The organism is Paenibacillus sp. NPDC058367, assembly GCF_042723305.1.
Taxonomy (GTDB): domain Bacteria; phylum Bacillota; class Bacilli; order Paenibacillales; family Paenibacillaceae; genus Paenibacillus_AQ.
Map to the genome: position 1 here is coordinate 59,966 of NZ_JBHXIZ010000004.1, position 14,612 is coordinate 74,577.

The following is a 14,612-nucleotide window of genomic DNA, read 5'->3' on the forward strand; positions in this document are numbered from 1 at the left end:
GATGCTTGGTTGAATGTATGTAGTATGTAAAGAACATGTAGAATTAGCTATTGATTTGTTTGTGGACGAGTATGAAGATGCACCAGATGTAGTAGATTTGAAGGAAACGGAATTCTCTGACTGGGACCCGCCGGCAAAGTGCACCCAATGTGAGAAGAACGCTGAATATTTGGTGGTCTAAAGGACCTTTAAGACTTATAAAAAAACACCTTGCAGTCCCGGAAATGGGCCGCAAGGTGTTTTTGCGTGGAATAATTATAGGTGCATTGGAGGATTAATCTTATGCATCTGCTGCATCTGCCATATTGGTCAGGGAGCTACCTGGGTTGTTCTTGCGGTAGACAATGGCTGAGATGATGGCAAGCATTGCTGCAATAGAGAGTCCCCAGTAGATGTTTGAGTAAGCGGCCCGGAGCGGCAGCCCACGCTGCCATTCCAATGCACTTGCGGCCATAGCTACGCTGAAGGCGCCGCTAAAGAATTGCAGTAGCTGGAACAGTCCCATCCCGGAGCCTATTTGTGAGGAAGGCAGAATCCGTGAGATTTCATTGGATACACTACTGGACAACGTCGTGAAGGCAAGACTCATAATCATATAAATCAGCATAACGGCAATCCAGGACCGCCCAGCGAAGAATGCGAACAGGACGGTAGCAGTCAACACAAGCAGTGGAGCGAAACGCAATATCCCCGCATTGCCATAACGGTCGATGATTCGTCCGACGGAGCGGGAAACGAAAATGGCGAGCAGCGAACCCGGAAAGATCACAAGCCCGGCATGACTTGCACTGAAGCCAAAGCGATGAGTCAAAATCTGTGGCAGCAGGAACAAGGTGGCGAAGCTGCACAGATAGGAGGCGATACCGACCACCGCCAGTACGAGATATGAGCGGTTACGGAAAAGCGCGGGCATTACAAATGGGTCGGGCGTGCTGCGGATGCGGCCAACAAATAAAGCGATGGCGACAAGTCCGGCGACCAAGGCCACCCACAGCCCACTAGTCAGGAACAGCAGCAGACCGGTGGTGCCGACGCCCAAGAGCAGCCCACCAAGCACATCGAAGGAGCCCCGGGTGGGTACCTCTTTAGGCAACAGGATAAGGAACAATGGCACGAGAAGCAAAATAGCTGCCGTTACAGCGAACAACCAGATCCAGCCGAGATATTCGACGATGGCTCCGCCCGCGACCGGACCAAGGCCTAGGCCGAGTGAAACGGCTGACATAATCGTCGCCATCGCTTTGCCGCGACGGGCTTGCGGGACATAGCGGGTAAACAGCACAAGAGATAAGGACATTACTGCGCCCGCGCCCGACGCCTGTAGAATACGCACGATAAGCAGAAAGATAAAGTTGGTGCTGAAGAAGCCGGCCACAGCCGCAAAGCCTAGCGTCAACAAGCCTATCACCAGCAGGCGGCGGATCGGCAGAAAATCAGAGAGCCGGCTGTACGTGATTGAGGCGATCGAAAACATAATGGAATACCCGGTAACAATCCAAGAAGCGGATGCAGCTGTAATGCCGAAGGCTTCGGTTACATCAGGCAGTGCCAGATTGAACATGGCTGTATTCATGATGACGAGAACCACAGCGATGCTGAACAGCAGAGTCAGCAGGCCTTCCCGTGGAAGAGTCGCTTCCGGAGCGGAGGCTTCATGATCCGCATTCACGGATAGGTTATTTACAGAAGTCATGTGCGAAGCACTCCTTTTTTATTGTTTAATAGTTCGATTACTTACGAACAATTGAAATATAGCATGCGTTGATATAAAATGCAATTAGGATCACCAATATTTTTTTCGCATTAAAAGTAGGACAAAGGGGATAATCATCCATGAAAATACTATTTCATCCGGACCGCAAGGACATTCAGCTTGCTTCCGTATTGTATGCGCTCAGCGATCCGATTCGCCTCCATATCGTATCGGATATTCATAGAAATGGAGAACAGGCTTGCAACGGCTTCAACGTTCCGATTGCCAAATCCACCATGTCTCACCATGCCCGTACGCTGCGCGAGTCAGGGGTTGTGTTTACGCGGGTGCAAGGAACCCAGCGTATACTGTCGCTACGGAAAGAGGATCTGAGCGCACGTTTCCCAGGATTGCTGGATTCTATATTGAGTGCTTATGAAGCTGGGGAAAAGCCGGATTTTGTAATGGAGGAGCGGGAGGAAGGGAAGTAACGGATTGAGCCCTATGAGGACAGGGAATACATGAAATACAAGAGATATAAGGATTGGGCGAGAGAAGGTACTCTCTAAAACTATAAGGGACGCCTAGAGCGCGTCCTTTTGCTATTTCTATAGAGGACTATAATAGGAGGCATTTATGCTTATTCAAATTATTGGCGTAGGAAAATTGAAGGAAAAGTATTTGATCAGTGGCATCGCGGAGTATGCTAAACGGCTGACACCGTACCTGAAATTTCAGGTGATTGAGGTGGCAGATGAAAAAGCACCCGACTCTCTAAGCGAAGCAGAGGTCGGTATTGTTAAGGCGCGCGAGGGGGAACGCATCCTCGCGCACATAAAGAGCGAGGCGCATGTCATTGCGCTCGCGATTGACGGCAAGCTGTGGAGCTCGGAAGAGCTTGCCGCAGAAATTGACCGGCTCGGCACCTACGGGACGAGCCATGTCGTGTTCGTCATCGGAGGGAGCCATGGGCTCTCCGACGAGGTCATGCGCCGCGCGCAGCAGCGCATGAGCTTCGGGCGCATGACGCTGCCCCATCAGCTCATGCGCCTGGTGCTGGTGGAGCAGATTTATCGCGCGGTGAAGATAAATCGGGGGGAACCTTATCATAAGTAGGGCGAAATATTATGCTTTTGAGTATGAATCTTCGCACAATCTCCGTTGTCGGCTTCGGTAAATGACTACTAAATTAATTTGTCATGTGACAATACTGATGACAGCGGTCACTATTAAATACAATTAGTTCCATTATAATAGATCTAGCTAGTGGTGCTAAGTGGTATACCCGGATTGTTCGCGACAGATGAAGGTAAGGCATATGAGGCAGTGAGCTTTGCTGGAGGAACGGGACTTGAAGGTGATCCCTATCAGATTGAAACCGCCGAACCATTGAATGCTGTTCGTAATTATTTAGGTGCTGGTATCTACTTCGAATTGACTAAATATGGGGGAAAGCAAAGTGATAAAAATAAAAAGACTGCAATTATCTATTGTACTTGTGCTTGTAATGACGTTGTTTGTGGTTCCTGTTGCTCAGGCGGCTCCGGTCGGCCAAGTGGCCGAGATTACTATTATCGTTAATGATAGCGTAATCCCGAGTGACGTCGAACCCGTTGTCCATAAAGGAACCGCGCTTATGCCTTTGAGGGTCCTTGAAGACTCGCTCGGCGTGTCTCTTAACTGGAACAGTTCTACACAAACAATAGCGGTTTTTAAAGGAGATGCATCGGGTACGCTGATTATAGGCGACCCGACCGCCAGCATTAAAGTCGGTGATGTAGAGGAGAAGGTCACGCTCGATCAACCTGCTAAGATCATTCAGAACCGGGTTATGGTACCGGTACGTTTTATTGCCGAATTATTCGGTGCAAAAGTAGTATGGAATTCCACCATGAAAACCATCACCATCAGTACTCAGCCATCGGGTGACCAAGAATCGCAGAATTCTAAAGGCAGTGGAGTCAAGGGTGATAAAGGCGATACCGGAGCGACTGGGCCAGCGGGAGCACAAGGCCCATCAGGACCGGCGGGATCACAAGGAGATCCGGGGCCAGCGGGAGTACAAGGCCCATCAGGACCGGCGGGACCACAAGGAGATCCAGGGCCAGCGGGAGCACAAGGCCCATCAGGACCGGCGGGATCACAAGGAGATCTGGGGCCAGCGGGAGCACAAGGCCCATCAGGACCGGCGGGAGCACAAGGAGATCCGGGGCCAGCGGGAGCACAAGGCCCATCAGGACCGGCGGGAGCACAAGGAGATCCGGGGCCAGCGGGAGCGCAAGGCCCAGCAGGACCGGCGGGAGCACAAGGAGATCCGGGGCCAGCGGGAGCGCAAGGCCCATCAGGACCGGCGGGAGCACAAGGAGATCCAGGGCCAGCGGGGACTTCTTTTACCTCGGAAGGATTTTCTGTTACGGGTACGACATACTCAATCGCTAGTGGCACGATATTTACGAATTGGAGTGAGGCGTCCCCTTATTACGCAAACCCTGCATTTAATCCTGCTACAGGGATATTTACGGCACCGGCCACTGGCAAGTATGCTATACATGCAACTGTTAACTATAAGACTAACGTTCCAGTTAGTATAAGCTTAGGAAGTGGCATTGATCCATTTTTTACCGTAAAGAAGAATGGCAGCACTGATTTAATAAAAGGTTATATGCCTATCTTGGACGTCAATATGGCGTTAATTTTAACTATAAGGACCGTACTAAGTAGTGCGACGGTGACGCTATCCGGTGATGTAGAGCTGCAAGCAGGTGATGAAGTTGGATTATATTACGAAGCTGACGGTCTAACCCTTGGTTTCAGTACGAATATAGTATGGTCGATTCATCGGCTATCCTAATACAAGGTTGCATGAGGTGAAGTTGAACCTTTGGTAATAGAAACACATCTTAACAGATATAGAGTCGGGCCATTCTCTTTGGGAGAATGTCTGGCTCTATTTTTGAATAGGACTCTTTAACGAGGATAGTTAAGCAAATGTCTACAACAAATTATTGATCTTTAGGGGTGACTGGTTCAGAGTAGAACTGTTGATATCGTTCCAACAATTTCTTACCATTCTTCTTGACATAGTCTCGTTACTTTCTAACATTATATCCTTTATAGGAACCATAGAAAATTCCTGAAGATGAGTGTAGATTTACAGCGTTTGATGCCACGCGGTTTGTAGGTTCTGTATTAATTTCTACACTGTCATAAAAGCGACTTCTTTTTGCATCACAACAGTTGCATTCCAACCTTGCTTGTTTTTAATGTGCTTGGCTGGGGAGCGGGCGTTATCGTGTTGGAACCCGAATCATTCCGAAATTGGATTCGTGAGGAAGCCCAAAGAATTCTAAAACGCTACTGACATAACGTTGTCAGTAGCGTTTTTTTATAATTGGACATGTAAATGTAAAGGAGATAGATAGTAAAAAGTATGTTTTACAACGGCTGTGGGACACAGCCAGACCTATTATTAGGAAGGATGATATCTTGTGAATTTCGCTTCTGTACGTATCATTACTGACGACGTGGATCGTCTCGTCGAGTTCTATGAGAAAGTCATGGGGGTTTCGGCAGAGCGACCTGCGCCCGTATTTGCCGAACTCGTTCTGCCATCATGCACCCTTGCAATCGGCCACTCCCAGACGACGCAGCTATTCGGCGCCGGTTCCGCAGTGGGGGCCAATAATCGCACTGTCATTATTGAGTTCCGCATCGACGATATTGAAGCTGAATATATGCGCTTGAAGCCATTTGTTGATAATTGGGTAAAGGAACCGACCATGATGCCGTGGGGGAACCGTTCTATGCTGTTCCGCGATCCCGATGGCAATCTTCTTAACCTCTTCGAGCCGGTGACCGAGGATGCGATTAAACGGTTTAGAAGTAGACATTGACGGGCAGTAAAGGATGGACTTCAAACTTGCCGTTACAGACAGCGCAGGGAACCGTATCATAAGTAGGGCCAAATTTTAATGCATACTATTTTTGGTTAAATCAACGCTCCAGTGAAATAATGCTGGGGCGTTGATTTCTTGTTTGGCGATTAGTTGGCTTCAGCAGAATTTTGCATATGGACAAACTTTCTGACTTCATTTCTAATAAATTTCTTGATTGCGCTTTTATTGTATTGAATTTCGAATAGTTCTGAAAGAGAATATTGAAGGATGTGAGTTTCATTTATTAATAAAAGCATAATGGGTTGAGAAATTACCTTGTAATTGTGTGAGGTTAAGTAGATGTTACGGTGAACCGTATCATAAGTAGGGGCAAGTTTCTTTCATTTTGGGTTGGTGGGTCTTAGTGATAAAAACTTGGATTATAGTCAGAACGGGGTTCAAGCACGTGGCGGATCGGGAAGGGGAACATATGACAAGGGTGCCTGCGGAGAATCTTCCCTCTGCCCGATAAGAAAGAAAATGCCCCCTCCGCTATTTTGGCGGAAGGGGCCGGTTCCTTACATCAAAAACAGCAATCAGGATGTTGTTGTTCTTTCCGCCAGTGTAGTAATCGACTCAATGTCTTGATCGGTTAATAGATCTAGAAAATGCTTGCGTATTGCCTTTGAGACTATGGGAAGGGCTTCGTCTAAGGCTGACCTTCCGGCGGAAGTAATGATGACTTGAACACCGCGATCTGTGTCTAGAGGTTTCCTCAGAACTAGACCTCGTTTTTCCATCCGCGTTAGATGATGTGATAGTCGGCTCTTATCCCAGTCCATCGAGTCAGCTAATTCCTGTTGGCGAAGCTTACCATTGCCAAATTGGACTAGCCGGTCTAATACTCCAAAATCACCCTCTGAGAGTCCTGTGTGTTCAGACATTTCTTTTACAACGCGACCGAAGATTCGTTTAAAGGAGCCTTTCCACATATTCCATATCCGCATTTCATCTTCGTTAAGTTCGTTTATATCCATACGAATATAATATCATGGTTGACGCATCAACCACAAGGTGTTACTATGTATTCATAGGTTGATATGTCAACTTAAGGGAGTGGTATTGTCTTAAGGTTGATACATCAACTGAAAAAGGTATTTAATGGGTCTGCAGATGATGCAAGGAAGGAGAGGGGAAATGCATAAACCCGTCGCCTTGGTCACTGGGGTCAACAAAGGAAACGGCCTTCGAACATCCCGTGCGCCTTGCGCTCCTCGACGAGGACGGTCCGACGGGCACATTTTTAAACGAGAGACGTCAGCTACCTTGGTAATGTAATCACGAGCGACGTATCACCGAGAGATCCACGAAACCTAAAGGCGTAACGCCTTCCCCTACAAATATATAAGGAGTGTGTTATTAAATGGAATATGTGAAGCTTGGACGCAGCGGGTTAGAGGTTTCGAAGTTAAGCCTTGGAACCATGAGTTTCGGCGTACCTGAACGCGGCAATACTCCATGGTCTCTGGATGAGGAGCAAAGCAGACTGATTATTAAGAGGGCACTCGAATTGGGCATCAACTTTTTCAGTACTGCCAACATGTATTCCGACGGAACAAGCGAAGAAATCCTCGGGCGTGCCTTAAAGGACTTCGCTCATCGTGACGAAGTCGTCATAGCTACAAAGGTATTTGTTCCGATGCGCAAAGGTCCGAATGCTATGGGACTTTCCCGCAGGGCCATCATGACCGAAATTGATAACAGTCTAAGACGACTCGGAACAGACTACGTCGATGTGTACCAGATCCATCGGTGGGATCCAAATACGCCGATTGAAGAGACGATGGAGGCTCTTCACGATTTAGTTAAGGCGGGCAAGGTCAGATACCTCGGAGCATCTTCCATGCTGGCATGGCAGTTTGCGAAAGCTCAGCATGTTGCAGAGCGCAACGGTTGGACACGGTTCGTCTCTATGGAGAATAGATTAAACCTGCTCTACCGGGAAGAAGAAAGAGAAATGCTCCCCCTTTGCAGAGACGAGGGAGTTGGCGTCACTCCTTACCTGCCTTTGGCTGCAGGCCGGTTAACTAGGGATTGGAATGAACAGACCTCACGATCCGAGAATGACCAGATAGCTAAAGCGTTGTTTATTAAAACGGAAGAAGCTGATCGTAAAGTAGCAGAGAGAGTTGCGGAAGTCGCTGCTAACCAAGGAATTCCACGCGCACAAGTTGCTCTTGCATGGTTGCTGCAAAAAGAAGAGATCACCGCCCCAATTATCGGTTCGACCAAGACCAGCCATCTCGAAGATGCCGTTTCGGCGTTGTCGGTTAAATTGACACCTGAAGAAATTACCAGTTTAGAAGAACTTTATGTACCACATCCATTAGTATAAATTGGACACATCTATACAACGAATCCTATGTATTGAACTCTTCATGGAAACGATCCATGAAGAGTTGATGCATGGAAACTCCCATGAAAGAGGAGCCACAAAAGGTGTTTGTAACACTTAAGAATTCTACGGCAGTTTCAAAAACATGCCGTTTCAGCCATCGCGGTGAACCGTATCATAAGTAGGCCGAAATTTTTGTGCTTTACCACTTAACAACATGAAGAGTTAAGACCACTACCAATTGTCGTTCTGTAGTCTATGTCACTGTTGTGTCTAAAGGTAACAGGCGAACCTTGCCACTCTATTTGGCTATCACAAGCTCATGCGACGTAGCCGTCGGGGAGATGAATAACTGGTGAAAGAAGATTAATTCCCATTCTGTGTATTCTTTTTGTTTTTAATCAAAATTGCACTTGCGAATGTACCAATTAATAAGAAGATACCAATCAATAGTGTTACATTTTGCATACCTGAATTAAAAGCATTAAAAACGAGCGTCTTCATTTCATCAAAAGCAGGCATAGCTTTAAATGTTTCAGCTTGCTTGCTATCAAAAATTTGTGAACCTGCAAAAGCTCCAGCTTTATGGAAAACATCCAGCATTTGATTTTTAAACTCGGTAGGAATATTGGTTAAATTCATGATATTAGTGTTCAACGAATCGTTATAACCTTCCGTTAATTTAATTCCTAGCATTACAACACCAAAGGAGATTCCCACTTGTCTAAAGACATTTAAGATACCAGAAGCCATACCTACATACTTTTTATCAACTGAACCCATAGCAGCATTTGTAATAGGTGGATTGACTACAGCATTGCTAATCCCTAAAAGAATAAAGCCAGGCATCAGATAGCTCCATTCAAACGGAACTTTGATCATATAACGCATAACAAATATTCCGATTGCACCGATAAGTAGTGCTCCACTGATTAACCAACGATTACCAATTTCCCCTGAGATAATTCCTGCGATTGGACTAAGAACTATCGTGAAACCACTAATGAGTAGCATTTTTACACCTGTATCAAAAGCTGAATAACCCATGTAATTTTGCATAAGAATGGTTAAGTAAGTAAAACCCCCGTATAGTCCAGCACCTAATACAAAAGCTGCAATATTAGCTCCATTGAATGACCAATTTCTAAAAATAGATAATTCAATCATGGACTGTGCTACTTTTCTTTCAGTAACGATAAAAGCTATAAGCAAAATAAGTGATAATCCAAGTAGACCTAAAATGTGCCAGTCAGTCCATGCATAATCTCCATTCATCGCCTTTTGAATTAAGGCCAAAATCATCGTAAAAATCATGGCTGTGCTGAAAATCAGTCCCCAAATATCAATTCTTCCATTTTTGTTTGTTTCACTTTCTTTAATAACAAACATTCCTAGTAAAATTGCTACAATCCCAACAGGAATGTTAACGCAAGTAAGGTAGAATCTACACCTCTTTTCCCGAATGAATGAAAATCAATGTTCCAATCAAGCTTTTGCTCTATAGATGTTAAGGTGAACCGTATGACAAATTTTAGCCATAAAAAAACCCGAAAAGCAACACTTTTCGAGTGTGTTTTCTTTCGGATCATTTCGTCATATCAAGGACGATTCGACCATTGATTTTGCCTTCTAACATAAGATCGTAGATCTCATTAATATCTTCTAGTTTACGTGTCTCAATAATGGTTTTTATTTTTCCTTCTGCAGCGAATTGTAATGTTTCTTGTAAATCTTTGCGAGTGCCGACAATCGAACCGACTACCTTTGTACCGTTTAATACCGTATCAAAGATCGGGACATCCATGGATTCAGGAGGCAGTCCAACCATGACGCAGGTACCGCCGCGACGAATGGCCCGGTAGGCTTGGTCGAATGCTTTTTTCGCAACTGCTGTACAAACGACACCATGCACTCCTCCGATTTCCTTTTGAATCCAGTCTGCGGCATCTTCTTTTAATGCGTTTACGGTTTTGTCTGCGCCAAGCTGTTTGGCAAGCTCCATCTTTTCATCCGACGTGTCGATGGCCACTACGTTCATTCCCATCACTTTTGCATATTGTACGCCAAGATGACCCAATCCTCCGACGCCGAAAATGGCTACCCACTCACCTGGCTTTACACCCGATACTTTCAAAGCTTTATAGGTCGTAACGCCAGCGCAAAATAAAGGTGCCGCTTCGATGAAGCTTAAATTATCAGGAACCTTCACTACATAATCGGCAGCTGCCACACAATATTCTGCATATCCACCATCTACGGAATATCCAGAATTTTGCTGATCGAGACAAAGAGTCTCTCTTCCTGTAAGACAATACTCACAATGACCGCAGGCTGAGTACAGCCATGGAATTCCTACTCGGTCTCCTACCTTTAAGTGTGTAACTCCTTCACCTATTTCTTCAATAATCCCAACGCCTTCATGTCCGGGAATAAGAGGGAGTTTCGGTTTGACGGGCCAATCGCCATGAGCAGCATGCAAATCAGTATGACACACTCCGCACGCCTGAATATGGACAAGGATTTCTTTGTGTCCGGGTTTTGGTTTAGGTACGTCTTGTAGTTCTAACTTTTCTTTGAATTTCTTTACTACAGCGGCTTTCATCAGCATACTCCTTTAGTTTTTTGCTTTTCAAAAAGTAGTATGTTCATGAGGCTAACTTTAAATTCTTGAGACTTTTATCACTGATTAACACTCACATCACAAGTAATATGTTAGAATATCAGAACAGCTTTACTGCGTTACCGCTTTATCAACTTCATAATTCACGAGCTATGATGGCTAAGGATTACACTTTAGCTGGAGCAGCTTCTGGAGAGACTGCAGAAATTCCGCGGCGCCGAAGGGTTCACAATCTCAGGCAAAAGGACAGAAGAGTACTGAATATGTATTTGTCATGCTGATCGCCATCAGTAGGGCGAATATTATTTGATATTCTTACGATCTGGGAGATTGGATGACATCCAATCTCTCTTTTTTTATTCCAATTTATTGTACTCACAAGGGGGAACTAGGTATGGCACAACCAGAATTAAAGAGAGAGCTGGCTAATCGGCATGTTCAACTTATTGCTATTGGCGGCACCATTGGTACAGGATTATTCTTGGGATCAGGCAAGGCGATAGAGAAGGCAGGCCCATCCATTATGATCACGTATTTAATCGTGGGTATTGCTGTGTTTTTTGTGATGAGAGCACTGGGAGAACTCCTATTATCTAAAGTGGGCTATCAATCGTTTACGGATATTGCTGAAGACTACCTTGGATCACGGGTCGCATTCATTACTGGTTGGACCTATTGGTTTTGCTGGATCATGACGGCTATGGCTGATGTCATTGCTGTTGGCGTATATGTACAGTACTGGTTTGATATCCCGCAGTGGGTTCCTGCCATCGCCTGTCTAGTCGTGTTATTAGGACTTAATCTATTAACTGTAAAGAGCTTCGGGGAACTCGAATTTTGGTTTGCTTTAATTAAGGTAATTACGATTCTCGCCTTAATTGGTCTTGGGGTCATTTTGCTGATCATTGGGTTTAAGACGGATGCAGGATCGGTGACGGTACGAAACCTATGGGAGCATGGGGGATTTTTTCCGAACGGCATATCAGGCTTCTTATTTTCTTTTCAAATGGTTGTATTTGCTTACGTGGGTGTGGAATTGGTCGGGGTGTCGGCAGCGGAAACAGCGGATCCGGAAAAAAATATCCCGTCGGCAATCAACAAAATTCCTTTACGGATTCTATTTTTCTATGTCGGTGCGCTTTTTGTCCTGCTATGCATTAACCCTTGGACGGAGCTCAGCCCGGCAGAGAGTCCTTTTGTAAAAACCTTTACTTTAGTAGGGATTCCAATTGCCGCAGGGATTATTAATTTTGTCGTATTAACTTCAGCCGCTTCCGCTTGTAATAGTGGGATGTTCTCGACCAGCCGAATTCTCTATAATTTGAGTAGAAATAATCAGGCGTCACCTCGTTTGGGCAAACTGAATAAAAACCATGTACCAGGTAACTCGTTATTCATTTCTACAATTGTTATATCTGTGGGTGCACTTTTGAGTAAACTTATTCCGGAGCAGGCTTTTGGAATCGTGACAACGATAAGCGCCATTTGTTTTATATGGGTGTGGGGCATTGTGCTCATCTGCCATATTAAGTATAAGAAAACCCGGCCAGACTTACAGGCGAAATCCAAATTCAAAGCACCGTTCACACCGGCTATTAATTATATTGTCTTAACCTTGTTCGCTGGAATACTGATCATCATGCTGTTCGCTGGAGAAACACGCCCGGCTTTATTGTGTACTCCGTTATGGTTTATTTTATTATTCATCTTGTATTCGATTAGAAGCAAAAAAGGGAAAAGTAATCAAGCTTGAGTGAGGTCAACATCAACTATCGTATGCCTAGTGTTAACTGCAACTTGGGGTTGCGGGGCTGCAACTAAAGCGTTCTTTACTTCTGCATACGATTAATCCAATATAGGCTTATGAATTGCAGAAAGGTAGTTGCTGCTATGATCTTTGGGGAGAAGTTAAAAGCGGAAAGAAATAAAAAAAGTTGGTCACAAGAAGAACTGGCCGAGAAGCTGTTTGTAAGCCGACAGTCGGTTTCGAAATGGGAGAATGGTCTAAACTACCCAAGCATTGAAATCATTATTAAAATAAGCGATCTTTTTGGGGTAACTATCGATGAGTTACTAAGGAGTGACGAGGAGTTGACCAAAAAGGTGATAGAAGAAGGCAAGAAATTGGCTCACCCGAAATTAAAGTTTGTATTTGATGTCTTCGTAATAGCAGGCATTGTGCTATTAGTGATTAAACTCTGTGTTCTCTTTCTGAACAAAGTAATGGCACTAGAGATTACCTTGAATGGCGGGTCATTCTTTTGGAACTTCGGTTCTTTGATTTTAATGGTTATCGGGGGAATTGGCTCCAGCATACTGAAAGAAAAATATAAACAAGAGTAAGCCGGTGAGCCGGGAATAGCTATTAATAATGTAAAAAGGACAGCTGATCGCTGTCCTTTTTACATTCCACTTTATAAGGTTATTCCTTGTTAACTAGGTTTGCTTTCTTTTCAACCATGATCTTGCTCTTCATCGGCATAAATAATGTTATAACAAACGCGGCGACGGATAAAATCATCATAAAGTAATAGGCGTCACTTGCCCCAAGAATGGATGCAAGAGATTTAAGGATCTCAGGAGTAGTCGAGGGATTGCTCTGCATCACTGTGGCCGCATGACTTGTTGCCTGCACAGTATAAATCGTAATTACGACAGCAGTTCCGATGGCTCCGGCAATTTGGCGAACGGTATTGTTCACTGCTGTACCATGGGTGCCGAGTTGTTTGGGCAGTGCATTTAGTCCAGCCGTATTGAGTGGCATAGTAATGAAGCTTAATCCAATTCGTAAACCAATGGTACGAATCATTAGATACATATACGTGGTCGATTCAGATAGATCAGTTACCGCCCACATAGATGGAATAATAAACAGTAAACCAATGATGAACAGTGGCTTGGCACCAAAACGGTCATATAATTTACCGGTGACGGGTGACATGAACGCATTTACGAGTGCCCCCGGCAACAAGAGTAGTCCTGCATCAAATGCTGTAAAACCACGGCCATTCTGCAGATAAATAGGCAATAAAATCATATCTGCGTACATCATCATCGTGATTAATACGTTAATAAGAGAAGTCATCGTAAAAACTTTATTTTTGAAGACAGACAGGTTCAGCAGTGGATCATCAGACTTGATTTGTCGAAGACAGAATACGGCCGTAACAGCGATCCCGATCCCTAAGGTCAGAATTACTATTACATCGTCCCAGCCTTTACTGCCTGCACTACTGAAGCCGTATAAAATTAAGCCAAATCCAACGGTTGATAAAAGAACACTTACTACATCAAGCTTAGACTTAGACGTCTCGGATACATTCACTAAATACTTGAATGCCAACGCTATAACAATGATGACGAGTGGAATGAGGCCGATAAATAACCAGCGCCAAGAGTGATATTCAACAATAAATCCCGCAAGCGTCGGCCCAATAGCAGGAGCAAATATCATCGCCAGTCCAAGCAGTCCCATAGCACTGCCGCGTTTTTCAACAGGGAAAATAGCGAGCACAACGCTCATCATGAGCGGCATTATAATACCGGCACCTGCAGCTTGGATCATCCGTCCGACTAAGAGTAGACTAAAGCTCGGCGCTGCTGCACAAATGATTGATCCAATTAATAAAAATGACATGGCACTTAGAAATAATTGACGTGTTGTAAAACGTTTCATTAAATAGGCTGTAATCGGAATCAATATCCCGTTGACCAGCATAAAACCCGTTGAAATCCATTGTACAGTTGTTGCCGTGACATCAAATACATCCATCAGACTACTTAAGGCGACATTTAAAAGCGTCTGATTGAGTGTAGATAAGAAACAACCAAAAATTAGAATGGTTAGTAGGATTCCTTTATTTATTTTCTTAATATCTTCTTGCATGGTGCAGGCCTCTCTTCATTGCTTTTTCGACATAGTGTCGATAAAATAAATCATATCAGCATTTAAACGGTATTCCTATTTGCAATTTTATTGAAAATGTCGACTAATCGACAGAATGGGTAAATTAGTTGATGAAATACTAT

14 protein-coding genes and 1 riboswitch are annotated in these 14,612 nt (G+C 44.7%); of the genes, 9 read left to right on the top strand and 5 right to left on the bottom strand.

Annotation, left to right across the window (positions count from 1 at the left end):
* Nucleotides 1-13 precede the first annotated feature (13 nt).
* Nucleotides 14-181: a CxxH/CxxC protein gene (locus ACFWMP_RS20990; RefSeq protein ID WP_076120603.1), complete on the top strand. Its 168-nt coding sequence runs from the start codon at nucleotides 14-16 to the stop codon at nucleotides 179-181.
* A 99-nt stretch (nucleotides 182-280) separates the two neighbouring features.
* On the opposite strand, the gene ACFWMP_RS20995 is transcribed toward ACFWMP_RS20990, so the two are convergent.
* A complete protein-coding gene (locus ACFWMP_RS20995) occupies nucleotides 281-1,693 on the bottom strand; it encodes an MFS transporter (RefSeq protein ID WP_379424618.1) in 1,413 nt (470 codons plus the stop codon).
* A gap of 140 nt (nucleotides 1,694-1,833) precedes the next feature.
* Between ACFWMP_RS20995 and ACFWMP_RS21000 the strand changes: the two genes are divergently transcribed.
* The 5 genes from ACFWMP_RS21000 to ACFWMP_RS21015 all read left to right on the top strand — a co-directional run bounded on the left by ACFWMP_RS21000 (nucleotide 1,834) and on the right by ACFWMP_RS21015 (nucleotide 5,586).
* Complete coding sequence (locus ACFWMP_RS21000) at nucleotides 1,834-2,184, top strand: ArsR/SmtB family transcription factor (RefSeq protein WP_379424619.1); 351 nt, start codon at nucleotides 1,834-1,836, stop codon at nucleotides 2,182-2,184.
* Between the two features lie 145 nt (nucleotides 2,185-2,329).
* Nucleotides 2,330-2,809: a 23S rRNA (pseudouridine(1915)-N(3))-methyltransferase RlmH gene (rlmH, locus tag ACFWMP_RS21005; RefSeq protein WP_379424620.1), complete on the top strand. Its 480-nt coding sequence runs from the start codon at nucleotides 2,330-2,332 to the stop codon at nucleotides 2,807-2,809.
* Nucleotides 2,810-3,152: 343 nt separating this feature from the next.
* Nucleotides 3,153-4,544 (top strand): stalk domain-containing protein, encoded by a 1,392-nt coding sequence (locus ACFWMP_RS21010; RefSeq protein WP_379424621.1) that lies wholly within the window; start codon nucleotides 3,153-3,155, stop codon nucleotides 4,542-4,544.
* A gap of 414 nt (nucleotides 4,545-4,958) precedes the next feature.
* Complete coding sequence (locus ACFWMP_RS31500) at nucleotides 4,959-5,054, top strand: WCX domain-containing protein (RefSeq protein ID WP_445254226.1); 96 nt, start codon at nucleotides 4,959-4,961, stop codon at nucleotides 5,052-5,054.
* Between the two features lie 127 nt (nucleotides 5,055-5,181).
* The gene (locus ACFWMP_RS21015; RefSeq protein WP_283909630.1) at nucleotides 5,182-5,586 is read left to right on the top strand and encodes a VOC family protein; all 405 of its coding nucleotides are present in this window, start codon (nucleotides 5,182-5,184) and stop codon (nucleotides 5,584-5,586) included.
* Between the two features lie 578 nt (nucleotides 5,587-6,164).
* Here ACFWMP_RS21015 and ACFWMP_RS21020 read toward each other — a convergent pair.
* Complete coding sequence (locus tag ACFWMP_RS21020) at nucleotides 6,165-6,605, bottom strand: MarR family winged helix-turn-helix transcriptional regulator (RefSeq protein WP_042193018.1); 441 nt, start codon at nucleotides 6,603-6,605, stop codon at nucleotides 6,165-6,167.
* A gap of 386 nt (nucleotides 6,606-6,991) precedes the next feature.
* Between ACFWMP_RS21020 and ACFWMP_RS21025 the strand changes: the two genes are divergently transcribed.
* Nucleotides 6,992-7,963: an aldo/keto reductase gene (locus tag ACFWMP_RS21025; RefSeq protein WP_339244118.1), complete on the top strand. Its 972-nt coding sequence runs from the start codon at nucleotides 6,992-6,994 to the stop codon at nucleotides 7,961-7,963.
* Between the two features lie 366 nt (nucleotides 7,964-8,329).
* Here ACFWMP_RS21025 and ACFWMP_RS21030 read toward each other — a convergent pair whose 3' ends face one another.
* Both ACFWMP_RS21030 and adhP read right to left on the bottom strand, forming a co-directional pair.
* On the bottom strand, nucleotides 8,330-9,352 hold the full coding sequence (locus ACFWMP_RS21030) for an MFS transporter (RefSeq protein WP_379424622.1): 1,023 nt from the start codon (nucleotides 9,350-9,352) through the stop codon (nucleotides 8,330-8,332).
* A 196-nt stretch (nucleotides 9,353-9,548) separates the two neighbouring features.
* Nucleotides 9,549-10,565 (bottom strand): alcohol dehydrogenase AdhP, encoded by a 1,017-nt coding sequence (adhP, locus tag ACFWMP_RS21035; protein ID WP_341129480.1) that lies wholly within the window; start codon nucleotides 10,563-10,565, stop codon nucleotides 9,549-9,551.
* A 197-nt stretch (nucleotides 10,566-10,762) separates the two neighbouring features.
* A riboswitch (glycine riboswitch) is annotated at nucleotides 10,763-10,843 on the top strand.
* Nucleotides 10,844-10,977: 134 nt separating this feature from the next.
* On the opposite strand from adhP, the gene ACFWMP_RS21040 reads away from it, so the two are divergent.
* Together ACFWMP_RS21040 and ACFWMP_RS21045 are read left to right on the top strand one after the other, a co-directional pair.
* Entirely contained in the window at nucleotides 10,978-12,336 is a 1,359-nt protein-coding gene (locus tag ACFWMP_RS21040) for an amino acid permease (protein WP_379424623.1), read from the top strand.
* 137 nt (nucleotides 12,337-12,473) lie between these two features.
* Complete coding sequence (locus tag ACFWMP_RS21045; RefSeq protein WP_042193014.1) at nucleotides 12,474-12,926, top strand: helix-turn-helix domain-containing protein; 453 nt, start codon at nucleotides 12,474-12,476, stop codon at nucleotides 12,924-12,926.
* A 79-nt stretch (nucleotides 12,927-13,005) separates the two neighbouring features.
* Here ACFWMP_RS21045 and ACFWMP_RS21050 read toward each other — a convergent pair whose 3' ends face one another.
* Nucleotides 13,006-14,469: a DHA2 family efflux MFS transporter permease subunit gene (locus tag ACFWMP_RS21050; protein WP_042193013.1), complete on the bottom strand. Its 1,464-nt coding sequence runs from the start codon at nucleotides 14,467-14,469 to the stop codon at nucleotides 13,006-13,008.
* Between the last annotated feature and the right edge of the window lie 143 nt (nucleotides 14,470-14,612).